Raw genomic sequence first — 22427 nt, forward strand, 5'->3', positions numbered from 1 at the left:
GATTCGCCGAAGGCCGGCGCGATCGGCAGCGGCATCGCGAATCGAGCTTCGGAGCGGCCCTCGCGCGGCCGCTCCTGATGGGCCGTCAGCCCCTCACCACCCGCATTCCCATTCCTCGCCGGCACCCACCTTTCCCTTCACGCGCTTGCCCTGCGTGTCGATCAACTGCCAGTCCGAGCATTCCGCATGGGTGATCTCGCGGCTGTCCTCGCTGCTGCGCTCGACGGTGCAACTCTTGCCGACCCTGGCCACGCCGTTGCAGAACGGGCTGGCGTACGTGTATTTCGCCGGAATCACGATCGCGCCGCGGCGGTTGCGGTAGCCGATGTCGTAGGTATTGCCCTCGTAGCGCACGAGCCCTTCGCTGAAGGCATCCGCGCCGTCGTTCCACATGACGGGAAAGGTCTTGCCGCTGCAGTCGATGTAGCTGGCCGAGTAATTCTCGAAGACCGGCGCGAGGCCCTCTTCGTCGAAGTCGCCGGCCGACGTGAAGCGCGGCTTCACGACGACCTTGCCCTTCGCGTTGCGGTACCCCATCAGTGCCTCGTCGTCCTCGAACGACTCCCAGTCACAGGTCGGCAAGGCGCCGACGACTTCGGTCGACTCGACGACGTCGCAGTTGTCCGGATCGGAGGGCTCGGAGGGCTCCGGAACGAAGCGGCCGCGGGTGTCGATGTAACGCGTGCCGCGACATTCGGTGATGCGGTGCTCCCCGTCCGACCGCGTGCGGCATTGCTCGCCGACGCGCGCGACACCGCGACAGAACCCGTCGGCATCCTCGAAGCGCGGGGAGATCACGACCTGCCCTGCGAGATTGGCGTAGCCGACGCGGCCCTTGTCGCGGATTCGCACCAGCCCCTCGTGGAAGGCATCCGGTCCGTTGTCCACACTCAGCGTCTCGAAGAAACGGCCCTTGCAGTCGATGTAACCGAAGCGGTCTCCCAGCACGACGCCCGCCACGCCCAACGAGCCGAACTCCATGCCGACCGCGAAGCGCGGCGGCACCACGAGCTTGCCGCGGGCATCGCGATACCCGGTCAGCTCGGTGGCGGGGTCCTCGAACGGCACGGCATCGCAAGCCGGCAGGCTGGCGAGAATCGGCGCGCCACCGGCCGTCAGTGGCACGTCGCGCTTCGGCTCGGGCTTCGGGATCAGCACGCGACTGCCGAGCGAAGGGGTGGCCTCCTGTTCCGCGAGAACGGCCGCCGTCGGCAGCAGCGTGGCCACGAGCACGCAGACGAGCAACGCGAAACCCAGGGTGCGCGACATGGAGGAGTTCTTCATCGATTCAGGCGACCGGCGCCGGCGATAGTGTCCGCAGGAGCCGATCGGACCGGCTCGAGGCCAGTGTGCACAAGCTCGATGCGCTTTCCGCTGGATCCACGCAGCCTCGCGTGAATCCGATCACAGCGAGCTGACGAAGCCAGAGGCTGCGCCCGCAATGAGCTCAGGCGCGCCGCGAATCGAAGCTGATCGCCGCCGACAGTTCGGGCAGACCCAGCCGCAGCATCAACAGGCGATCCAGCCCCAGCGCCACGCCCGCGCAATCGGGCAGGCCGGATTGCAGCGCCGCCAGGAGGTGCGTATCCAGCGGAGGAACGACGTGACGCTGCGCTTCGCGCCACGCCTGGTCGTTCTCGAAACGGCGCCGCTGCTCGCCGGCATTGGAAAGCTCGTGGAAGCCGTTCGCCAGCTCCAGGCCCTTCCAGAACAGCTCGAAACGCTCCGCCACCGGCGGATCGTCGTCGCGCACGCGCGCCAGCGCGGCCTGGCTGGCGGGAAAGTCGTGCAGGAACACCGGCGCGTCCAGGCCCAGCTGCGGGCCGACGCGGTACGACATCCAGAGGTCGAGCCAGGCATCGCGATCCTGCTCGCCGCCACCGAGTTCGATCATCGGCACTGCTCCTGCCATCGCTCGCTCACGCAGCGCGGCCACGGGTTCCGTGAACGGATCCAGCCCTGCATGCAGCAGGAAGGCCTCGCGATAGCTCATGCGCTTGAACACGCGGCCGCATCCGATGCCGAGCGCGTGGAACAGCTCCTCGACCTCTTCCATCAGCAGATGGTGGTCCCACTCCGGCCGGTACCACTCGAGCAGGCGGAACTCCGGGTTGTGGTGCCGGCCGCGCTCCTCGCGCCGGAACGCGGGCGCGATCTGGAAGATCGGACCGCTGCCTGCGCAGAGCAGGCGCTTCATCGCGAACTCGGGCGAGGTCTGCAGCCAGCCGCCGCCCGGAACCGCGAAGGACTCGATGTGGCGGTCGACCGTCGCGTGGGCCGACATCACCGGCGTGTCGACCTCGAGGACGCCGCGACGCGAAAAAAAAGCGCGGACGGAACCGTAGAGTTCCGTCCGCGCCTTGATCGTTTCCAGACTGGCGCTAGGCCGCCAGAGCGCGTCGCCGAATCGAAGATCCTGCGACGCGTTGCCCGGCATTACTTGCCGGCGCGGCTCAGGTACTCGCCGGTGCGCGTGTCGCACTTCACCAGTTCGCCCTGCTGCACGAACAGCGGCACGCGAACGACGGCGCCGGTTTCCAGCGTGGCCGGCTTGCCGCCACCACCGCTGGTATCACCGCGCAGACCGGGATCGGTCTCGGTGACCGTCAGGATGGCGAAGTTGGGCGGGGTGACCGACAGCGGCAGGCCGTTGAAGAACAGGATCTTGCAGGTCTCCTCGCCCTTGAGCCACTTGGCGGCGTCTTCCATCGCGGTCTTGCCGGCCTGCATCTGCTCGAACGTGGCCGGGTTCATGAAGTGCCAGAACTCGCCATCGCTGTAGAGATACTGCATCTCCACTTCCTCGATGTCGGCCAGCTCCCAGGTTTCGCCCGAGCGCAGCGTCTTTTCGAGCACGCGGCCGTTCTTGAGGTTGCGGATCTTGATCGTGTTCGTCGCCTGGCCCTTGCCGGGCTTGCGGTACTCATTCTCGACGATGGAGTAGGGTTCGCCATCGACCAGCACCTTGGTGCCGGATCTCATCTCGTTGGTGCTGACGGAAGCCATTGGAATCGCTCGGTAGGGTGTTGAGCCGGCGCGGTTTGCTGCGGGTCGTGTCGGCGGCGAAAATGCGGCGCGAATGATACAGGCACAACCCATCAGCAGACAGGCCCCGCGCTGGCAGCATGCCCTGCGCGAGGCGTTCACGCGTCCGGCCGAGCTGCTGGCCTGGCTCGAACTCGACCCCGCCCTGCCCCAGCTCGACCTCCCCGGACTGCGCGACTTCCCGTTGCGCGTGCCGCGCGGATTCGCCGCCCGCATGAGGAAGGGCGACCCGCTGGACCCGCTGTTCCTACAGGTCTGGCCGGCGGCGCGCGAGGCCGAGACCGTGCCGGGCTTCGTCGCCGATGCCGTCGGCGACATGGATTCGGCGCAGGGCGACGGGGTGCTGCACAAGTACCAGGGTCGGGCGCTGCTGATCACCACCGGCGCCTGCGCGGTCCACTGCCGCTACTGCTTCCGGCGCCATTTCCCCTATTCCGAGAGCCTGGCCGCGCGCGGCCACTGGCAGCCGGCGCTGGACCGCCTGGCCGCCGATCCGTCGATCACCGAGGCCATCCTGTCCGGCGGCGACCCGTTCTCGCTGTCCGACGAGCGCCTGGCCGAGCTGTTCGAAGGGCTGGCTGGCATCCCTCACCTGCGCCGCGTCCGCGTCCACACGAGGCAGCCGATCGTGTTGCCCGAGCGGATTGATGCGGGACTGCTCAAGATTCTGCGATCGGTGTCGCTGGACAAGGTGATGGTCGTACACGCCAACCACGCGCAGGAGCTGACAGGCGACGTTCCGCAGGCCCTCGCGGACCTGCGTACGAACGGCTGGATGCTGCTCAATCAGTCGGTCCTGCTGCGCGGCATCAACGACACGACGAACGCGTTGCAGGGCCTGCACGAACGATTGTTCAGTTTGGGGATTCTCCCCTACTATCTGCACTTGCTGGACCGCGTGAAAGGCGCGGCCCACTTCGAGGTTCCAGAACACAGGGCGCGGGAACTGATGCGGGATCTGTCCAGCATCTCCCCCGGGTATCTGGTTCCCAGACTGGCGCGTGAAGTGCCGGGTGATCCGGCCAAGGCTTGGCTTTCATGGTGACTAACCCTCCTCCATTCACGGCTTCGCCCACGACCGGCGCCACGGCGGTGCTGCTGGTCGTCGCACCTTTCGAGGAGAGCGCGAAGCGAGCCGAGAGTCACCTTCGCAACGCCGGTCACAAGGTCCGTGCGATCTGGACGTCGCAACACTCCGATCTCGACCAGCTCCTGCAGAAAGGTCAGCCCGACCTGCTGATGGCAGCCGACCAGGCTGCCGAGACGCCGCTGAAGGTCGTGCTCGACATCTGCCGCCGCTTTGCCCCCAACCTGCCGGTCATCGCCCTCGGCTCGCAGCTTTCCGCCGACGCCACCACGAGCGCAGTCGCCGCAGGCGCTCGCGATCTGGTGGCCGACAGCGATCCCGAGTGCCTGGCGCACCTCGAGCGCGTCTACGTGCGCGAACTGATCGCCTACCGCAACCTGCGCGAACTGGCGCGGTCGCGCTCGCAGCTGGCCGACTACGAATCGCGCTATTCGCAGCTCATCGCGGGAACCGGTGACGCGGTGGCGCACATCTACGAGGGCATCGTCTCGAAAGTGAATCCGGCGTTCGCCGCGCTGGTGGGCTACGACGACGTGGACCTGCTTTCCGGCATGCCGCTGATGGACATCATCTCGCCGGACAACCAGGCGGGCGTTCGCGATTACCTCAAGCAGCTCAACAACGGCCGGGCTGATGGCAGGCCGCTCGAGTGCGCCCTGCTCTCGCGTACACGCGACAAGGTGCCGGTACGGGCCCAGCTCACGCCCGGCGAAGCCGAAGGCGAGCGCTTCGTCGAGATGCTGATCCGCGCAGAGGCCGCTCAGGCCGCGGCAACGGCTGCCACAGCCGCTTCGGGTCGCAGCGAATTTTTCGCCGCCCTGGATGCGCCGGCCGCGGGCGACGGGCCTCGCGCCGCGATCTTCGCGGTGGTCGACAACTTCGCCGCACTCGAAGATCGCGTCGGCTATCTCGACGCCGAGCAGGTCGCCGTGCAGGCGGGCGCCAAGATGGCCGCCCTGGCCGATCCGAACGACGGCGTGTTCCGTTTCTCGACGCAGGAGTTCGCGATTCTCGTGTCGCGGCCCGACGCGCTGCAGTTCGAGGCGCTCGCCGACCGGCTGGCACGCGATATCGCCGCGCAGGTCTTCAGCTCGGCCGATCACGAGTCCCAGGTCACCTTGTCGGTCACCGTGTATCCGTTGGGCGGTTCCGACACGGCAACCCAGGTTGCGGGCGACCTGGTGCGCGAAGCGCGCAAGCTCTCGGCCAAGGGCGGCAACCGGGCCATCGTCCTCGGACCGACCGCTCGCGCCAACGCCGATGAGCGCGAGGACCAGCGCAAGGCGGACGTGATCCGAAAAGCGCTCGAGGAAAACCGTTTCAAGCTCGCCTACCAGACCATCGCAAGCCTGGAAGGCGACACGCGCCAGCACTTCGATGTGCTGGTGCGCATGGTCAACGACGAGGGCGTGGAACTGCACGCCAGCGACTTCATCCGCTCCGCCGAGAAAGCCGGGCTGATGCGCGCGATCGACCGCTGGGTGATCAGCCGGGCGATCAAGGTCATCTCCAGTCGCGAACCTCGCAAGGACGCGTCGATGCTCTTCCTCAAGCTCAGCGAGGATTCGCTGCGCGATGCCGAGAGCTTCCTGGCGTGGTTCCAGGACGCGCTGAAGGGACGACGCTTCGCCGACAACGAGATCTGCATCGAAGTGCAGGAGATCATCCTGCAGAACCACATCCGCAAGGCCAAGGTGCTGACCAAGGCCATGCGCGACTTCGGCGCCAGCGTTGCCATCGAGCACTTCGGCATCGGCGCCAACTCAGCACAGCTGGTCGAGCACCTCCCGATCAACTTCCTGAAGTTCCACAGCTCCTACACGCACAACTTCACGGACAAGGACATCCAGAAGAAGATGTCGACGCTGATGGAGATGGCCAAGCAACGCCGCATCAAGACCATCGTCAGCCATGTCGAGGACGCCAACGTGATGGCGCGGATGTGGCAGATGGGCGTGAACTACATCCAGGGCTATCACGTGCAGGAGCCCGAGGTCGTGCTGCTGACCTGAGCGGCACCTGCGATGCACCCGGGCCCGGCCGAACGATGTTCCGCCGGGCCTTTTGTTTGATCGGTCCTACCCGAGCGAAGCCCGGGGTTTCAACGCAAAGGCGCAGAGACGCAAAGGAACGCATCGCTTTCTCTGCGTCCTTTGCGTCTCTGCGTTGAAAGGCTTTTCGGTGTCGTTGCGCTGGACCAGGCTCCCGATCCGCCAATCAAAGGTCCGAGATAGTTCGTTCGGCGAGGGAGACCCCGGGCTTCGCCCGGGCTACGGGGGCCGCCGTCGCTCAAAGAAAAAGCCCGGCGGAACGTCGTTCCACCGGGCTTCGCGTTCGATGCCGCTGCCGTTACGAGACGGCGCTCGAGGCCCGCAGCGCCGCGATACGATCGTCCAGCGGCGGGTGCGTCATGAACATCTTCTTGACGCCGATGATGCCGAACGCCTCGACGGTCTGCGGCAGCGAGGAATGCCCGTCGCCGCCCTTCAGGCGCTCGAGCGCCGAGATCATCTTGCGCTTGCCGGCCAGGTGCGCGCCGCCCGCGTCCGCCCGGTATTCCCGCTGGCGCGAGAACCAGCAGACGATCGCCGTGGCCAGGATGCCGAACACGATCTGCAGCACGAACACCGTGATGTAGTAGCCCGGGCCAGTACCACGCTCGGTCTTGAACACCGCGCGGTCGATGACATAGCCCACGACGCGCGACAGAAACATCACGAACGTGTTCAGCACGCCCTGGATCAGCGTGAGCGTCACCATGTCGCCGTTGGCGATATGGCTGACTTCATGGCCCAGTACAGCCTCGACTTCTTCCTGGCTCATGTTGCGCATCAGCCCGGTGCTGACGGCGACCAGCGCGCTGTTCTTGTTCATGCCGGTGGCAAAGGCGTTGGGCTCCGGCGCGTCGAACACCGCGACCTCCGGCATGCCGATGCCGGCGATGCGCGCCTGCCGCTGCACCGTGTCGAGCAGCCATTTCTCGGCCGCGTTCTTCGGCACGGTGATGACCTGCGCGCCGGTGGTGCGCTTGGCCATCCACTTGGACATGGCCAGCGAGATGAAGGCGCCGCCGAAACCGAAGATGGCGGAGAACGCGAGCAGCGCGCCCAGGTTCAGCCCGTTTTGCGTCAGGAAGCGGTCGACACCCAGCACGGAAGCCACGATCGACAGCACGATCATGACGGCGACGTTGGTGGCCAGCAGCAGGAAGATTCGTTTCATGGGTTCTCTCTAAGCGGACCTCTCCGCAGGATCAATCTCGGGCCTTTGACCCGCGGATCAAGAGTCCGGTTCAGCAAAGTAAGGCGGATTGCGTCGGGGGGCTCCCAGGGTCTTTAACCGCAAAGGCGCAAAGGGAAAAGAAAGGACGCAAAGCCATCGGTCATTCGAAATTCTTTGCGTCCTTTCTTTTCCCTCTGCGACCTTTGCGTCCAAAGCTTTTTAGGGCCTGGTCCGCCCTACCCCACGCTCATCTTCTCCACCGTCTGGAACCCGCGCGGCAGGTGTCCGCCACGGCTGGCCCGTGCGCCGGCGTATGCGTCGAGATCCGAAGGCTTGAAGTTCTGCGTCCGCTTCGGCCCATGTAGCACCAGCGTGGTGCCGGCCGGGACCACCGCGCTCGCGGTGATGCGATCTTCGCCCTTGAGCGTGACCAGCTTGTTGCCCTTGCCCTTGGCCAGTTCCGGCAGTTCCGACAGCGGGAACACCAGCAGGCGTCCTTCGGCCGTCGACAGCGCGTAGCGGTCGGCCGCCGGATCGGTCACCCGCGACGGCACCAGCGGCTGTCCTTCGAGCGAGATCACGGCTTTGCCGGCGCGCTTGTTGCCCTGGAGTTCGCCCAGGCGCACGACGAAACCGTAGCCGTCTTCCGAACCGAGCACGTAACGCTCGTTCTCGTCGCCGAGCAGCAGCGCCACGATGCGCGCGCCGTCCTGCACGTCGAGCTTGGTCGTCACCGGCTCGCCCTGTGAACGCGCCGATGGCAGCTCGCGCGGATTGAGCGTGTAGCAGCGGCCCTTCGAGTCGAGGAGGATCAGCAGCTGGTTGGACTTCCCCTGCGCGTGCACGAGGTACTCGTCGCCGGCCTTGTAGTTCAGCGCCAGCGGATCGAGCTCGTGGCCCTTGCCGGCCCGTATCCAGCCCGCCTTGGACAGCACCACCGTGATCGGCTCGGCCGGCACGATCTCCTCGGCGGTCATCGCCACCGCCGGCGGCTTGGCGTTCACCCGGCAGCGCCGGTCATCGCCGTACTTCTTGGCGTCTTCCTTGAGCTCGTCGCCGATCAGCTTCTTCATCTTGTCGTCGTCGCCGAGCAGCTCCTCGAGCTTCGCGCGTTCGGCCATCAGCTCGTCCTGCTCGCCCTTGATGCGCATCTCCTCGAGCTTCTGCAGGTGACGCAGCTTCAGATCCAGGATCCATTCGGCCTGCACGTCGCTGAGCGCGAACGTGCTGATCAGCTTGGCCTTCGGATCGTCCTCGAACCGGATGATGCGGATGACCTCGTCGATGTTGAGGTACGCGATCATCAGGCCTTCGAGGATGTGCAGCCGATCGTTGACCTTGCCCAGTCGATGGTTGAGACGACGCGTGACGGTCTGGAAGCGGTACTCCAGCCACTCGCTGAGAATCTCCTTGAGGTTCTTCACGCGTGGCCGGCCGTCCAGGCCGATCATGTTGAGGTTCACGCGCACGCTCTTCTCGAGATCCGTGGTCGCGAACAGATGCGCCATCAGGCTTTCGGCATCGACGCGGTTCGAGCGCGGGATGATGACGACGCGCACCGGATTCTCGTGGTCCGATTCGTCGCGCAGGTCCTCGACCAACGGCAGCTTCTTGGTCCGCATCTGCTCGGCGATCTGTTCCTGCACCTTGCTCGGCGAGACCTGGTGCGGCAACGCGGTCAGCACGATGTGACCGGTGTCCTCGTCGCGTTCCCAGATGGCGCGCGTACGCACCATGCCGTTGCCGGTCTGGTAGATCTTCAGCAGGTCGTGCGGCTCGGAGACGATCTCGCAGCCAGTCGGGAAATCGGGCGCCGGCACGAACTCGCACAAGGTCTCGACCTGTGCGTTCGGATGCTTGAGCAGGTGCAGGCAAGCCTTCACCAGCTCGCGGATGTTGTGCGGCGGGATGTCGGTGGCCATCCCCACCGCGATGCCAGTGGTGCCGTTGACCAGCACGTTGGGCAGGCGCGCCGGCAGGCGCACCGGCTCTTCGAGCGTACCGTCGAAATTGGGTTGCCAGTCCACCGTGCCCTGGCCGAGTTCGGCGAGCAGCGTCTGCGCGTAGGCGCCCAGGCGCGACTCGGTGTAGCGCATCGCGGCGAAGGATTTCGGGTCGTCCGGCGAGCCCCAGTTGCCCTGCCCGTCCACCAGCGGATAGCGGTAGTTGAACGGCTGCGCCATGGTGACCATGGCCTCGTAACACGCGCTGTCACCGTGCGGATGGAACTTGCCGATGACGTCGCCGACGGTGCGCGCGGACTTCTTGTGCTTCGAGCCGAAGTTCAGGCTGAGCTCCGACATCGCGTACACGATGCGCCGCTGCACCGGCTTGAGGCCGTCCGAGATGTGCGGGAGCGCGCGGTCCAGCACCACGTACATCGAGTAATCGAGGTAGGCCTTCTCGGCGAAGACGCGAAGAGGCAGGCGTTCGGTGTCGTAAGTCAGCATCGGGAATCAGGGATCTGAAAACAGCAGACGACGGGCGCGCGAAACGCGGCCCGGAAGGCCGCGAAAGATACTGGGAATCCGCGGTCGCGTCGCGGGCGCTAGGCCCGCGGGCGGATCAATTCTCGCGAGCCCGGTACTGGACGGCCGAGATGTCGTCGAGGTCGACCACGGCGTCGAAGAACTCCTTGCCGCTGAGTTCGGTGAGCGTCAGCGTGTTGCTGCCCACATCCTTGATCTTGCCCGACAGTTCGGTGCCGGACTGCAGCACCACCGTCACCTTCTTGCCGTTGCGATCCTTCAGGATGCTGGCCATCGCCTCGTCCTTGGCGACCGCGGACAGCGACAGCAGCGACAGGCTCGCGGCAACCACCGAGGCCAGGAAATAGTTCTTCATCGTCGAAACTCCCCTCGTCGAGTCAAGCGGCGGCCGCGACACGCGGCCGGTTCGCCAGGCCGAAGCCGTGGCCATGTTCCAGCAGGTATTCGAGCCACTTGCCGAGCATGAGATTCCGGCGCCACTGGCCGCTCAGGAACGCGTCGGCTTTCGGATCACCCTCTTCCTGCGCCTGCCACGGCGGACGGTGACTGCACTCCAGCGCCTCGGCCACACCAGCATCGCGGTATGCACGCACGAGGATGTCGGGCTGGCGGCGGGTGCCGTTCTCGTCCACGAATTCGTAGGTGAGCCGGATGGTCAGCGTGTAACGGTCACGCTCGACCAGCACCAGGTGCAAAGGGAAGTCGGAACCTGAACGCGATACCGCCGACTCGAAGGGGAGATCGAGTTCCGGCACCAGACGCTGCATGAGCTTGTAATTGCGCTCATACAGATCCATCAGGTGCGCAAGGCTGCGCGGCTTCCCGCAACAGGGGCAAAGGTGATTGGCGACGTCAACGAGCATGGGGGGACTATCCCGAACGTGACCCGCGCGCGCAAGTCTTGATTTTCGCTGGCGCGCGGGCGCAAGAATGCAATCCCCTGCAAGTCGCGGAGATGATGATGGCGTTGCGCGAGATCGCTTCCAAGCCCTACCCCGATCAGAAGGCAGGAACGGCCGGCCTGCGCAAGAAGGTGGCGGTGTTCCAGCAGCCCCACTACCTCGAAAATTTCCTGCAGTCGATCTTCGACGTCGATGCGCGCCTCAAGGGCAGCACCCTGGTCATCGGCGGCGATGGGCGCTACCACAACCGCACGGCGATCCAGACCGCGATCGCGATGGCCGCCGCCAATGGCGTGCAGCGCGTCGTCGTGGGTCAGGGCGGCATCCTGTCGACGCCCGCCGCGTCGCACCTGATCCGCCTGCGCAAAGCCGGAGGCGGCTTCGTGCTGACCGCCAGCCACAACCCCGCGGGCGAGGACGGCGATTTCGGCATCAAGTACAACGTCGCCGGTGGCGGCCAGGCCACCGAAACACTCACCGACAAGATCTACGAGCACAGCCGCCAGATCACCCGCTACAAGACGCTCGAAGGCGTCTACGTGGACCTGGAACGCCGTGGCGTGCAGACAGTGGGCGGCATGGAGGTCGAAGTCGTCGATTGCGTGGACGACTACGCGGCGTTGATGCAGACGCTGTTCGACTTCGATCGCATCCGCGACTGGTTCAAGCGCGGCCACTCGCTGCGCTTCGACGCGATGCACGCGGTCACCGGTCCGTACGCGCAACGCCTGTTCGTCGACATGCTCGGCGCACCCGCCAACTCGCTTCTCAACGCCAGCCCGCTGGAGGATTTCGGCGGCGGACATCCCGATCCGAACCTGATCTACGCCAAGCCGCTGGTCGATCTGATGTATTCGGACGCGGCCGCCGACCTGGGCGCGGCGAGCGACGGCGACGGCGATCGCAACATGATCCTGGGCCGCGGCACCTTCATCTCGCCAGGCGATTCGCTGGCGATGCTCTGCGCGCATCTGCACGAGCTGCCGGGCTACAAGCGCGGACTGTCCGGCGTCGCCCGCTCGATGCCGACCTGCCGCGCCGTCGACCAAGTCGCCAAGGCGATGGGCATCCCCTGCTACGAGACGCCGACGGGGTGGAAGTTCTTCGCCAATCTGCTCGACGCCCGTCGCATCACGTTGTGCGGCGAGGAGAGTTTCGGCACGTCGAGCGACCACACCCGCGAGAAGGACGGCGTGTGGGCGGTGCTGGCCTGGCTCAACGTGCTGGCCGCAACCCACCTGTCGGTGCGCGAACTCGCGGAGCGCCACTGGAAACGCTACGGCCGCCACTACTACGTCCGGCACGACTACGACGAACTGTCGGCGAGCGTCGCCACGCAGGTCATGCAATCGCTGGCGGGCTCGCTGGTGGATCTCCCGGGCAAGCACTTCGGCGATTACACGGTGTCCGCCGCCGACGAGTTCAGCTACCAGGATCCGGTCGACGGCAGCGTCGCGGTCAACCAGGGTCTGCGCGTGGTCTTCGGCGACGCGGCGCGCCTGATCGTGCGCCTGTCCGGAACCGGCACGAAGGGCGCCACGTTGCGGCTCTATCTCGAGCGTTACGAAAGCCAGGAAGCGGCGCTCGGATGGAAGACGTCGGACGCCCTCGCGCCGCTGGTCGGGATGGCCGAGAAGATCGTTCGGACCGCCGAGATCACCGGGCGGCGCGCGCCGAGCGTCATCACCTGAGCCGACGCGTCGTAGCCCGGACGAAGTCTGGGGCTCTCCTCGATGACGAAGCGCAATCCCGGACTTCGTCCGGGCTACATCCGTGAAAAGGCCCCGGTCGGTGACGACCGGGGCCTTTTTTCTCACATCAACTGCTGCGACACGATCAGCCGCCGAGGATTCCGCACAAGCCTGCCAGCGGAGTCCCGGCCAGCGGGCAGGTCACTCCGCCGCCACCGCCACCACCCAGACCACCGAGCAGCGAGCCGAGCAGGCTGGTCAGCGGATCACCGCCGGCGCCACCGGAGAGCACGCCGGTCAGCGTGGCGAGCACGCCATCGAGCGGCGTGCCGGTGAGCACCGGAATCGAACCACCACCCGCGCCACCCGAGATCGCCGCCCGGATCGGGTCGAGAATCAGCGGCAGCAGATCGCCCTGCAGCGGCGTGAGCAGCGCTCCCAGCGGATCCACCAGCGCATTGCCCAGGCCGGCCGGCGCCAGGCTGCCGAGACCGCCGCTGAGCGCGGCCGTGAACTGGTCGATGGCGGCCTGGATGGGACCGCTGACCAGATCCGGCTGACCCGAGGTGTTCTCGATCAGGCCGATCGGGATCACCTGCGTGAGCAAACCATCGAGCAGGTGCTCGACCGTGGCCGTGAGCTGCGTCGCCGCGGTCGTGGGATTGCCCGTGCCGGCGGCGGCCACCGTGAGCTGCACGTCGGCCAGCGCCTGCGACACCACATCGAGCACGCCACCGATGACCGGGGCGTTGGCGACACCGGGGGGAATCGCGCCCGTTGCACCGTTGAACGCCTGCGCCACCTGACCGAGCAGACCGGAGATCTGACCGAGCGACAGCGACCCGGGTGCAGCCGAGCCGAGCTGACCCTGAACCTGATTCAGCACCGGCAGAAGCTGCGCCCCGAGCGCCGCGAGCGGCGTGCCGGCCAGCGGGTTGCCCGACCCGGCCTGGGGACCGGCATTGGCCAGGCATCCGGTCGTGCCGGCGAGCGAACCCACCAGACCCTGCAGGTCGGCCACCAGATCAGTGACCTCGGCCTGGACGTTGGCGGCGGTGGCGCTCAACTGCGCAGCCGGGTTCGCGGCACCGGGACCGATGCCCAGGACGATCGCGTCGGCGATATCGAGGATGTCGTTGACCACGGACTGGTCGAGGCAGTCGACGACGCCCACGAGCGGCGTGCCGGCGACGGCCGTGTGCAGTGGCGTCAGAATTTCGGAAGAAAGCCCGCCCTGCAGACCGTCGAGCGGTCCCACGACGTCGTTGCGGGTCTTCGGCGTCGACGAGCCACCGTCACCACCACCGCCGCCACCACCACAGCCCGCGATGACGACCGTGCCCGCGACGGCCAGCGCCATGAATGTCTTTTTCAGCATGAGGATCTCCTGGATTTGATGACACGCCGCCCCGCGACAGCGAATCCGGAGCGTGGCACGTAGGACTCAGGCCTCAGTTGCAAGAGGATGAGCGGCGCGCCGCGCCCGAAGAAAAACCCGAACCGCATGTCAACGGCATCGAATCGCTGACCGGCGGCACCTGCCCCGACCGTCGGGTCGATTTGATGCGCACTATGCCGCGATTCGGCATTTCTTACCCGATCCGGCCGGTCATCAGGCATCGCCGGACACGAGCTTTTCGAGCGCCGACCAGTCCAGGATCGACACGCCCAGCTTCTCCGCCTTGGCCAGCTTGGAGCCGGCCGCCTCGCCCGCCAGCAGGTAGTCGGTCTTCGCTGAAACCGATCCGCTCAGCTTGCCGCCGTTGGCTTCGATGAAGGCGCCGGCCTGATCGCGTGACACGCCGGGCAAGGTGCCGGTGATGACGAACGTCTTGCCCGCCAGGGCGCCGCCAGCGACCGCCGCCTTGGGCGCCTTCCAGTGAATGCCGCAGCCGCCTTCTCCGACCGGCGCGACCAGCGCGCGGATCACGTCGCGATTGCGCGGCTCGGTGAAGAAGCCGACGACGTGCGCCGCGACCGTCGGCCCGACATCGGGCACCTGGCGCAGCGTCGGGAAGCGGTCCTTCTCCTTGATCGTGTCATCGTGCGCCGTCGGCGCATCCTGCTCGGCCGCTTCGAACAGAGCATCGAGCGTGCCGAAGTGACGCGCCAGATCGCGTGCGGTGGTCTCGCCCACCTGCGGGCAGCCGAGCGCGAACAGGAAGCGGCCGAACTCGGTGGCGCGGCTGCGATCGATGGCCTCGACCACGTTCGCCGCCGACTTCTCGCCCATGCGTTCGAGACCGGCGAGCGTCGGCGCGTCGACCTTCAGGAAGATGCTCGCCGGCGAGTCGACGATGCCGGTTTCGATCAGCTGGCCCAGCAGCTTCTCGCCCAGACCCTCGATGTCCATCGCCTTGCGCGACACGAAATGGATCAGCGCGCCGTGCAGCTGCGCGCTGCAGGACAGTCCGTTGGTGCAACGTGCGACGACCTCGCCTTCGACGCGTTCCACACCGCCGCCGCAGACAGGGCAGGCCGGCGGCAGTTCGACCTGCGGGCGTGCGTCGTGCGCTGCTCGCGCCTCGTCGCCCTCGATGACGGCCCGTACGACTTCCGGAATCACGTCGCCGGCACGGCGTACGACGACGCGATCGCCCGGCCGCACGTCCTTGCGCGCGACCTCGTCCATGTTGTGCAGCGTGGCGTTGCTCACCGTCGCGCCGCCGACGAACACCGGCTGCAGGCGCGCCACCGGCGTCAGGGCGCCGGTGCGTCCGACCTGGAACTCCACTTTTTCCAGCACCGTCTCGGCTTCTTCGGCGGCGAACTTGTAGGCGCAGGCCCAGCGCGGTTCGCGCGAGACGCTTCCGAGCTCCTCGCGGCCGGCCAGGTCGTCCAGCTTGAACACGACGCCATCGATGTCGAAGTCCAGCGTCGCGCGCTGCGTCGCCATGCGATCGAAATAATCCTGCATGCCGGGCTCGCCGGAGACGACCTCGATCAGGTCGGAAACCGGCAGGCCCCACGCGCGCAGCATCGTCAGCACTTCGGAATGCCGTGCCGGCGGCGCCCAGCCTTCGTGAAAGCCCACCGAGTAGGCCGTGAACGACAGCGGCCGCTTCGCGGTGATCGACGAGTCGAGCTGGCGCAGCGATCCGGCGGCGGCATTGCGCGGATTCACCGGCGCCTTCTCGCCGCGAGCTTCGGCATCTTCCTTCCAGCGGCGGAAACCCGCGAGCGGCAGGAAGACTTCGCCCCGCACTTCCAGCACCGGCGGAAACGGATGCTTTTTCGAATCCCGCAGCTTCAGCGGGATCCGGCGGATCGTGCGCAGATTGACGGTAACGTCCTCGCCGACCTCGCCGTCGCCGCGGGTGGCGCCCTGCACGAACACGCCGTCGAGATACGTCAGCGAGACCGCGAGGCCATCGAGCTTGGGTTCGGCGCTGTAATCCACGGATTCCCGCGACAGCGTTTCGCGGACGCGGCGATCGAAGTCGCGCAGTTCCGCTTCGTCGTTGGCCTTGCGCAGCGACTGCATCGGCTGGCGGTGACGCACCGGGGTGAATTCCGGCATCGCCGCACCGCCGACGCGCTGTGTCGGCGAATCGGCGGAAACCAGGTCCGGATGCCGGTCCTCGAGGTCGCGCAGCTCCTGGAACAAGGCGTCGTACTCGGCGTCCGGGATCTTCGGATCGTCGAGCACGTAGTAGCGGTGATCGTGCTCCGCAAGCTGGCTGCGCAGCGTGGCCGCGCGAGCGGCCTGTGCATCAGCCTTCGACGTCATCGCCTCAGATGATTTTGGCGGCCCGCGCCCAGTCCTCGACTTCGGCGCGCAGTTTCTTGCCCACCTCGTCGGTGACCCGCTCGCGACGGGCGTCGAAGATTTCCAGCTTCAGCACGGCGGCGACGGCGCGCGTGGTGCTCAGCATGTCGTCGACCGCCACGACCGGCGTGACCGGGCCCGGGAGATTCAGCACGACGGTCAGACCCTTCGTCGAGAAGTTCTCGGTCTCCGCCGGAATCAGCTTGCCGGGCTTGAGCAGGCTCGCCACCGAATACACGATTCGACCGCCGATGTAGCGGTGATACACCTCGCCGTCGCCGAACTTCAGGCCCTGCGCGATCAGCGCGGCGTGAAGCTGGGGACCGAGGATGTCGGTTTCTTCCGTCGGCGCGACGATCAGCGCGACGAGCTTGCCCTGCGGCGTGGCCGTGGGCGCTGCCGTCACTGCGGGAGCGGCCGGAGCCGCGACGGCGATATCCGGCGGGATTCGCGGCACGACGTGCTGCTGGCCCGGCAGCGGATGCAGCAGGGTCGCCATCGACGGCGGCGAGGGTTCGCGCGGCGAGTGATCGGCTGATCCGCCTTCGCCACGTGTGCGCTTGTTGCCGACACCGTACTCGTCGAAGCCGGCCTCGGCGCGCGGCGCCAGCAGATCGAGCTGATTGCCGGTTTCGCCCGCTTTCGGGAACAGCGCGTGCCCGCCGTCGCTGTCGCCGTCATCCGCTGCGCCGCGATTGCGGCGGCTGAAGACGTACACCGCCACGACCAGCACGAGGCAGACGATCAGCAGCGCCCACTGCAATTCGCCCATCGCTTACTCCCAGAGCAGTTTCGTCGCCAGAGGCGACACCGAGGTCCCTCGCCCGAGCAGCGGCAGAGGAGAAGACCGTTTGCACAGCAAACGGCAGGGTGAGGGCAGCACGGCCGCGAGAAAGTTCATCAGGAGGTCTGCTCCACTTCAGGCTTGGAATCCGCCGCACCCGCCAGCTCCACCGCCTGCTGCACGTCCACGCTCACCAGACGGCTGACGCCCGGCTCCTGCATCGTGACGCCGTGCAGCTGGTTGGCCAGCTCCATCGTGATCTTGTTGTGCGTGATGATAATGAACTGCACGTTCTGGCTCATCTCGCGCACCACTTCGCAGTAGCGTGCCACGTTCGCGTCGTCGAGCGGAGCATCGACTTCGTCCATCAGGCAGAACGGCGCCGGGTTGAGCTGGAAAAGACCCAGCAGCAGCGCCACGGCGGTCATCGCCTTCTCGCCGCCCGACAGCATCTGGATCGACGAATTGCGCTTGCCGGGGGGGCGCGCCATGACGCGCACGCCGGTGTCGAGCAGGTCGTCACCGGTGAGTTCCAGGTAGGCCTCGCCGCCGCCGAACAGCTTGGGGAAGCGGTCGCGGAAGATCGTGTCGACCTTGTCGAACGTGTCCTTGAAGCGCTCCTTGGTCTCGGCGTCGATCTTGCGGATGGCCTCTTCGAGCGTGTCGAGCGCGCCGGTGAGATCGGCCCACTGGTCGCCCAGGTACTTCTCGCGGCCCTCGGCCTCCTCGAGTTCCTGGATGGCCGCGAGATTGATCGCGCCGAGGCGGTCGATGCGACGGCCCAGGCCGGCGATCTTCTCTTCCCAGATCTCGGCGGTGGCGTCCTCGGTGAGGCCGGCGAACACGGCCTCGCGCTCCATGCCGCCATCGCGGCAGGCGTCGGCCAGCTGCTGCGCGTAGCCCTCGCGACGCGCGCGCAGGTTCTCGAATTCGATACGGGCCTGCTGCAGACGATCCTGCGCCTGGTCCTTGGCGCTCTCGGCCTCGCGGAAGCCGTGGGCGCCCTGCCCGACCGACAGTTCCGCGGTCTCCAGCGCGAGCCGGGCGGCACGCATGACCTCGCGCGCCGCGTCGACCGCCGCGCGGGCCGTCTCCGCCTGCGCCTGGCGATCGGCCAGCGGCGCTTCGAGCTCCACGGCGTCCTCCGCCCGCTGAGCGCGATCGGCGACGAGCTGTTCGCGCGAGCCTTCGAGGTCGTGCGCGGTCTGGTTGAGCGCCGCCACGTGGCTGCGACGGGAGGCGAGCTGGATCTGGACCTGGTTTTCGGTCTGCGCGGCCTGCGTCAGCAGCGCACGATTGCGGGTCACCGCGTCGCGTGCCCGGATCAGCGACTGCTGATGCTGGATGCGCTCCTCGCGCAGACGCTGCGCCACGCCTTCGAGGTTCAGCAGTTTTTCACGCGAGGCGGTCAGTTCCGCCGCCTGTTGTTCGCGCTGGGCCTTGAGACCGTCGATGTCGCGCACGAGCGCAGCGATGCGGGCCTGTGTCTGTTCGAGGCGAACGGCCTGCGCCTGGCGAAAAGCCATGCGCTGCGACTGGCGGCTGCGCGCCTGCTCGAAGCGGGCGCTGACATTGCGGCGCTGTTCTTCGGCCTGCTGCTGCTGCGTGCGCACGTCGTTGAGTTGCACTTCGCGCGTGCCGATGGCCTCGGCGAGTTCTTCGACCTGATTGCGCAGCTGCTGGATGATCTGCTCGCGCGCGATGACGCCGGACTTGGCCGCGTCGGTGCGCGGCGCGCGCACCCAGTCGCGTCCGCGCCAGACGGCGTCGGGCGTGACGATGGATTCGCCCGGCGCCAAGCTCGCGGCCCGCGTCGCGGCTTCGGCCGAATCGGCGATGCAATAGACGGATCGCAGGAAATCGCGCACCGCGGCGGGACCCCGCACCTGCGCGGCCAGCGTGCCGGCAGGCGCTTCGGAATCGTCGACCCGCGAATCGATCAGGACCACGCCGGCCTTGGGCCAGTCCTGCGTGGCGAGTCCCGCGACGTGCTCGATCAGCGGCGCCTGCAGCAGGCCATCGAGGACATGCTCGACGGCGGCTTCCCAGCCGGCTTCGACCTTCAGGTGCTGGCCCAGACGCGGCCGGCCGGCCAGATCGCGGCTGCGCAACCAGCCGGCGAGTTCGGCGTCGTCCTGGCGCAACGCGGACTGCTGCAGCGTCTCGAGCGAGGACAGCCGGCCGCGCGCGGACTGCAGCATCTGGCGCGACTCGTGGAGGCTGCCGTCCAGCGCGGCGCGCTGCTCGCGCAGCGACGCCAGATCCTTGTCCAGCGAAGCCAGCTCCGCCTGCCCGTCGTTGACGTCGGCTTCGAGCTTGGCCAGTTCGGCATCGGCGTCGAACAGCGAGGCCTGGATCGGGCCGGCGTCCAGCCCGCTGCTTTCGGCCGCGAGCCGCTTGTAGCGTTCTTCGAGCTGGAACTGCGCGCGCTCGAGGCTCTGCACGCGCACGCGTTCGCCTTCGGTGTCGAACAGCGGCTGCTCGGACGAGGCGCTGAATTCATCCCAGCGCGTCTGTTCCGCCTGCACCGATTCTTCGGAGCGCGCCAGGTTGCCCTTGGCCTCGGAATGATGGCGATCGGCCGATTCGGCCTGGCTTTCGAGCTGTTCGACTTCCTGCAGCGCCTGCTCGAGGCGTTGCTGATCCTGGTTGCGGCGGCGATCGAGATCGGCCAGTGCGCGATCGAGCTGCTCGAGTTCGCGCTGGCGCATGGCGCGCATCTCGCGCGCGTGCGCCAGATCCTGCTCGAGACGGCTGGCCGCGCTCTCGGCCTCGTAGACCGCGGTCTGCTCGAGATTGAGCTTTTCCTGCATGCCGCGGCGAAGGGCGTCGGCTTCCTCGCGGCCCTGCTGCGCGGTGACGACCGCGGCACGCGCCACTTCCAGCGCCTGCTCCAGCTCCTCGATACGGCCTTCGTGGTTCTTCGCGTCGGCTTCGAGGCCGCGCTCGCGCAACGCCAGGATTTCCGCCTTGAGCGCGCGTTCCTGCTGCTTGAACTCCTTGTACTTCTCGGCGTTGGCGGCCTGCTTGCGCAGCACTTCGAGGCGCGACTGGATCTCGACGCGCATGTCGTTCAGGCGCGACAGGTTCTCGCGCGTCTGCCGGATGCGGCTCTCGGTTTCCTTGCGCCGATCCTTGTACTTGGAGATGCCTGCCGCTTCCTCGAGCCAGGTGCGGAGTTCTTCCGGCTTGGCCTCGATCATGCGCGAGACCATGCCCTGCTCGATGATCGCGTACTGGTTCTTGCCGCCCAGGCCGGTTCCGAGAAACAGGTCGGTAACGTCGCGCTTCAGGCACTTGCGGCCGTTGAGGTAGTACTGCGAGTTGCCGTCGCGCGTGAGTTCGCGACGCACCGCGATGTCGGTGTAGGCGGCATAAGCGCCGCCGATCTGCCCGTCGCTGTTGTCGAACTGCAGCTCGACGCTGGCACGGCCCACCGGCTTGCGGGTCTTGGAGCCGTTGAAGATGACGTCGTCGGAATCCTGCGTACGCAGCTGCTTCTGAGAGGCTTCGCCGAGCACCCAGCGGACCGCGTCGATGATGTTCGACTTGCCACAGCCGTTCGGCCCGACAATGGACGTGAGATTCGACGGCAGTGGCAACTGGGTCGGGTCGACAAACGATTTGAAGCCGGCCAGCTTGAGTCCGGAAAGTCGCATTCGGTCTGGTGACGGGCGCTTTTGAGCGCGTTCTGTTTTGGCGAGCCGCCCTGCGAAGCCAACCGCATCTTCGAAGGGGCCCCGGAACCCGCTGGACCAAGCCGGGGGGCTAATAGGCTAGTGTAAATTACGTCCGTGCTCTTCCCCACCCGCTTCGCATGACCGCTTCCCCGAGCAAGTCGCTGGAAACCTTTCCGAACCCCAATCCGGACCGCGATTTCGTGATCAGGATGCGCATGCCGGAATTCACCTGCCTGTGCCCCAAGACCGGCCAGCCGGACTTCGGGACCCTCTATCTCGAGTACATCCCGGAACGGCTGTGTGTCGAGCTCAAGTCCCTGAAGCTCTATGTCTGGAGCTTCCGCGACGAGGGCGCCTTCCACGAGGCCGTGACCAACCGCATCCTCGACGACCTGGTCCGGGCCACCGCCCCGCGCTTCATGCGCCTGACCGGCGACTTTGGCGTGCGCGGCGGCATCTTCACCCACGTCGTGGCCGAACACCGTGCGGCGGGCTGGCAGCCGGCCCCGGCGGTGATCCTGCCCCCCGGCGAATGGATCAAGCAGTAGGACGGGTGCCTGACGGCGCCCGGACCCCCTAGAAGAAGCAACTGGAGAGAGACACATGAACATCGGAAGATTGCTGCTGGCGGTGACCCTCGGAACTCTCGCGTTCTCGGCGCAGGCGCGCCTGGATTGCTCGGAGCTGAAGTCGCAGATCGACGCCAAGCTCCAGGCCAAGGGCGCCAAGGGCTACTCCCTCGACGTGGTCGGCGCGGCGGACGCGGGTTCCGCGAAGGTAGTGGGCACCTGCGACGGCGGCGCCAGCAGCATCGTGTACGCGCGCGCAGGCTCCGGCTCCTCGAGCGGCGCGTCGGCTGAGCCGGCAGCGCCGGCCGCGCCCAAGCCCGTGGCGCCGGCCAAGAAGAAAACTTCGTCGGTCCCCCCGATCGGCAACTACTGAGGTCCAGGGCCGCAGCGCCGGAAACGCTTTTCGCGCTGCGGCCGGCTTTTGGGAGAAGCCTGACCGATGAACTGGCAGCAGCCGGTCGATCTCTATTGCGAGCGCTTCGATCCCGGCCTGTTCGCCGAGCCGCTCAATGCGCTCTCCAACCTGGCTTTCATCGCGGCCGGCCTGTGGCTGATGGCCGCGCTGCCGCGACTGTTCCCCTCGCCTCGCAAGACGCCCGCGCAGCTGGAAGTCCTGGCCGGCCTTGTGCTGCTGATCGGCATCTGCTCGGCCGCGTTCCACGTGTTCGCGACGGCCTGGGCGCAGATGCTCGACGTCGGATCGATCGGCCTGTTCATCTATTTCTTCGTGATCTGTTTTGCGCACTACCTGCTCGATGTGCGCTGGGTCCTGGCGTGGCTCGCGGCGCCGGCCTTCTGGGCGTTCGGACTGTTCGTCCAGGCGCCCTTCGAGCCGGCCGCCTTCAACGGTTCTGTCACCTATTTTCCCGCGCTGGCCGGCATCGCGCTGATGGGGGCCTGGCTCGTCCTGCAACGACGGCGCGGCGCGGCCGAATTCGTGCTGGCGACATTGCTGTTCCTGGGCTCGCTATCGCTGCGCAGCGTGGATCTCGCGTGGTGCCAAGGCTGGGTCTGGGGCACGCACTGGGCGTGGCACCTGCTGAACGGGGTGGTGCTGGGACTGGTTACGATCGGGCTGGCGCGGGCTTGCGCCACGGCGCCTCGCTGACGGGAAGCGAACGCCCGTAGCCCGGACGAAGTCCGGGAGCTTTTTCGATAGCGAGGGGGAAAAACCCCGGACTTCCTCCGG

Annotated in this window: 17 protein-coding genes; 6 read left to right on the top strand and 11 right to left on the bottom strand. The window is 66.9% G+C overall.

Features of this window, described 5'->3' with window-relative positions; all coding sequences use genetic code 11:
* Nucleotides 1-93 precede the first annotated feature (93 nt).
* The 3 genes from DFR24_RS08605 to efp form a co-directional block, all read right to left on the bottom strand.
* Nucleotides 94-1269 carry a WG repeat-containing protein gene (locus DFR24_RS08605; RefSeq protein ID WP_162851112.1) on the bottom strand — a complete coding sequence of 392 codons (1176 nt, stop codon included), beginning with the start codon at nucleotides 1267-1269 and terminating at the stop codon, nucleotides 94-96.
* 178 nt (nucleotides 1270-1447) lie between these two features.
* Complete coding sequence (gene epmA, locus DFR24_RS08610; RefSeq protein WP_133880863.1) at nucleotides 1448-2437, bottom strand: EF-P lysine aminoacylase EpmA; 990 nt, start codon at nucleotides 2435-2437, stop codon at nucleotides 1448-1450.
* Nucleotides 2437-3006 (bottom strand): elongation factor P, encoded by a 570-nt coding sequence (gene efp / locus DFR24_RS08615; RefSeq protein ID WP_133880864.1) that lies wholly within the window; start codon nucleotides 3004-3006, stop codon nucleotides 2437-2439. Before efp ends, epmA begins: the two co-directional genes overlap by 1 nt.
* A 73-nt stretch (nucleotides 3007-3079) precedes the next feature.
* Between efp and epmB the strand changes: the two genes are divergently transcribed.
* Together epmB and DFR24_RS08625 are read left to right on the top strand one after the other, a co-directional pair.
* Nucleotides 3080-4090, top strand: coding sequence for an EF-P beta-lysylation protein EpmB (gene epmB / locus DFR24_RS08620; RefSeq protein ID WP_133880865.1), 1011 nt, complete (start codon nucleotides 3080-3082; stop codon nucleotides 4088-4090).
* On the top strand, nucleotides 4084-6144 hold the full coding sequence (locus DFR24_RS08625) for an EAL domain-containing protein (RefSeq protein WP_133880866.1): 2061 nt from the start codon (nucleotides 4084-4086) through the stop codon (nucleotides 6142-6144). The genes epmB and DFR24_RS08625 overlap by 7 nt, the downstream gene beginning before the upstream one ends.
* A gap of 337 nt (nucleotides 6145-6481) precedes the next feature.
* Here the strand turns inward: DFR24_RS08625 and htpX are convergent, their stop codons facing one another.
* The 4 genes from htpX to DFR24_RS08645 form a co-directional block, all read right to left on the bottom strand.
* Complete coding sequence (htpX, locus tag DFR24_RS08630; protein WP_133880867.1) at nucleotides 6482-7354, bottom strand: protease HtpX; 873 nt, start codon at nucleotides 7352-7354, stop codon at nucleotides 6482-6484.
* Between the two features lie 236 nt (nucleotides 7355-7590).
* Entirely contained in the window at nucleotides 7591-9804 is a 2214-nt protein-coding gene (parC, locus tag DFR24_RS08635) for a DNA topoisomerase IV subunit A (RefSeq protein ID WP_133880868.1), read from the bottom strand.
* A 115-nt stretch (nucleotides 9805-9919) separates the two neighbouring features.
* Nucleotides 9920-10198, bottom strand: coding sequence for a hypothetical protein (locus DFR24_RS08640; RefSeq protein WP_133880869.1), 279 nt, complete (start codon nucleotides 10196-10198; stop codon nucleotides 9920-9922).
* A 22-nt stretch (nucleotides 10199-10220) separates the two neighbouring features.
* Nucleotides 10221-10706, bottom strand: a complete 486-nt coding sequence (locus DFR24_RS08645; protein ID WP_133880870.1) for a DUF1249 domain-containing protein — start codon at nucleotides 10704-10706, stop codon at nucleotides 10221-10223.
* Between the two features lie 98 nt (nucleotides 10707-10804).
* On the opposite strand from DFR24_RS08645, the gene DFR24_RS08650 reads away from it, so the two are divergent.
* Nucleotides 10805-12436: an alpha-D-glucose phosphate-specific phosphoglucomutase gene (locus tag DFR24_RS08650; protein WP_133880871.1), complete on the top strand. Its 1632-nt coding sequence runs from the start codon at nucleotides 10805-10807 to the stop codon at nucleotides 12434-12436.
* 145 nt (nucleotides 12437-12581) lie between these two features.
* Here the strand turns inward: DFR24_RS08650 and DFR24_RS24395 are convergent, their stop codons facing one another.
* From DFR24_RS24395 to smc, 4 genes are all read right to left on the bottom strand, one after another.
* A complete protein-coding gene (locus tag DFR24_RS24395) occupies nucleotides 12582-13814 on the bottom strand; it encodes a hypothetical protein (protein WP_162851113.1) in 1233 nt (410 codons plus the stop codon).
* Nucleotides 13815-14048: 234 nt separating this feature from the next.
* Nucleotides 14049-16166: an NAD-dependent DNA ligase LigA gene (ligA, locus tag DFR24_RS08660; RefSeq protein ID WP_133880872.1), complete on the bottom strand. Its 2118-nt coding sequence runs from the start codon at nucleotides 16164-16166 to the stop codon at nucleotides 14049-14051.
* Nucleotides 16167-16170: 4 nt separating this feature from the next.
* Nucleotides 16171-16977, bottom strand: a complete 807-nt coding sequence (locus DFR24_RS08665; protein WP_133880873.1) for a cell division protein ZipA C-terminal FtsZ-binding domain-containing protein — start codon at nucleotides 16975-16977, stop codon at nucleotides 16171-16173.
* Between the two features lie 128 nt (nucleotides 16978-17105).
* On the bottom strand, nucleotides 17106-20648 hold the full coding sequence (gene smc / locus DFR24_RS08670) for a chromosome segregation protein SMC (protein WP_133880874.1): 3543 nt from the start codon (nucleotides 20646-20648) through the stop codon (nucleotides 17106-17108).
* 158 nt (nucleotides 20649-20806) lie between these two features.
* Here smc and queF point away from each other — a divergent pair, with 158 nt between their 5' ends.
* From queF to DFR24_RS08685, 3 genes are all read left to right on the top strand, one after another.
* A complete protein-coding gene (queF, locus tag DFR24_RS08675) occupies nucleotides 20807-21217 on the top strand; it encodes a preQ(1) synthase (RefSeq protein ID WP_133880875.1) in 411 nt (136 codons plus the stop codon).
* A gap of 55 nt (nucleotides 21218-21272) precedes the next feature.
* A complete protein-coding gene (locus DFR24_RS08680; protein WP_210772281.1) occupies nucleotides 21273-21611 on the top strand; it encodes a DUF1161 domain-containing protein in 339 nt (112 codons plus the stop codon).
* Between the two features lie 66 nt (nucleotides 21612-21677).
* The gene (locus DFR24_RS08685; RefSeq protein WP_133880876.1) at nucleotides 21678-22346 is read left to right on the top strand and encodes a ceramidase domain-containing protein; all 669 of its coding nucleotides are present in this window, start codon (nucleotides 21678-21680) and stop codon (nucleotides 22344-22346) included.
* Nucleotides 22347-22427: the final 81 nt, after the last annotated feature.

Source organism: Panacagrimonas perspica (assembly GCF_004364935.1).
Lineage (GTDB): Bacteria > Pseudomonadota > Gammaproteobacteria > Nevskiales > Nevskiaceae > Panacagrimonas > Panacagrimonas perspica.

Coding starts and splice junctions, on each gene's coding strand:
- DFR24_RS08665 (WP_133880873.1), bottom strand. CDS start 16,977: ATGGGCGAATTGCAGTGGGCGCTGCTGATCGTCTGCCTCGTGCTGGTC.
- DFR24_RS08605 (WP_162851112.1), bottom strand. CDS start 1,269: ATGTCGCGCACCCTGGGTTTCGCGTTGCTCGTCTGCGTGCTCGTGGCC.
- epmA (WP_133880863.1), bottom strand. CDS start 2,437: ATGCCGGGCAACGCGTCGCAGGATCTTCGATTCGGCGACGCGCTCTGG.
- smc (WP_133880874.1), bottom strand. CDS start 20,648: ATGCGACTTTCCGGACTCAAGCTGGCCGGCTTCAAATCGTTTGTCGAC.
- DFR24_RS08685 (WP_133880876.1), top strand. CDS start 21,678: ATGAACTGGCAGCAGCCGGTCGATCTCTATTGCGAGCGCTTCGATCCC.
- efp (WP_133880864.1), bottom strand. CDS start 3,006: ATGGCTTCCGTCAGCACCAACGAGATGAGATCCGGCACCAAGGTGCTG.
- DFR24_RS08640 (WP_133880869.1), bottom strand. CDS start 10,198: ATGAAGAACTATTTCCTGGCCTCGGTGGTTGCCGCGAGCCTGTCGCTG.
- parC (WP_133880868.1), bottom strand. CDS start 9,804: ATGCTGACTTACGACACCGAACGCCTGCCTCTTCGCGTCTTCGCCGAG.
- queF (WP_133880875.1), top strand. CDS start 20,807: ATGACCGCTTCCCCGAGCAAGTCGCTGGAAACCTTTCCGAACCCCAAT.
- ligA (WP_133880872.1), bottom strand. CDS start 16,166: ATGACGTCGAAGGCTGATGCACAGGCCGCTCGCGCGGCCACGCTGCGC.
- DFR24_RS08650 (WP_133880871.1), top strand. CDS start 10,805: ATGGCGTTGCGCGAGATCGCTTCCAAGCCCTACCCCGATCAGAAGGCA.
- DFR24_RS08680 (WP_210772281.1), top strand. CDS start 21,273: ATGAACATCGGAAGATTGCTGCTGGCGGTGACCCTCGGAACTCTCGCG.
- DFR24_RS08625 (WP_133880866.1), top strand. CDS start 4,084: ATGGTGACTAACCCTCCTCCATTCACGGCTTCGCCCACGACCGGCGCC.
- DFR24_RS24395 (WP_162851113.1), bottom strand. CDS start 13,814: ATGCTGAAAAAGACATTCATGGCGCTGGCCGTCGCGGGCACGGTCGTC.
- htpX (WP_133880867.1), bottom strand. CDS start 7,354: ATGAAACGAATCTTCCTGCTGCTGGCCACCAACGTCGCCGTCATGATC.
- DFR24_RS08645 (WP_133880870.1), bottom strand. CDS start 10,706: ATGCTCGTTGACGTCGCCAATCACCTTTGCCCCTGTTGCGGGAAGCCG.
- epmB (WP_133880865.1), top strand. CDS start 3,080: ATGATACAGGCACAACCCATCAGCAGACAGGCCCCGCGCTGGCAGCAT.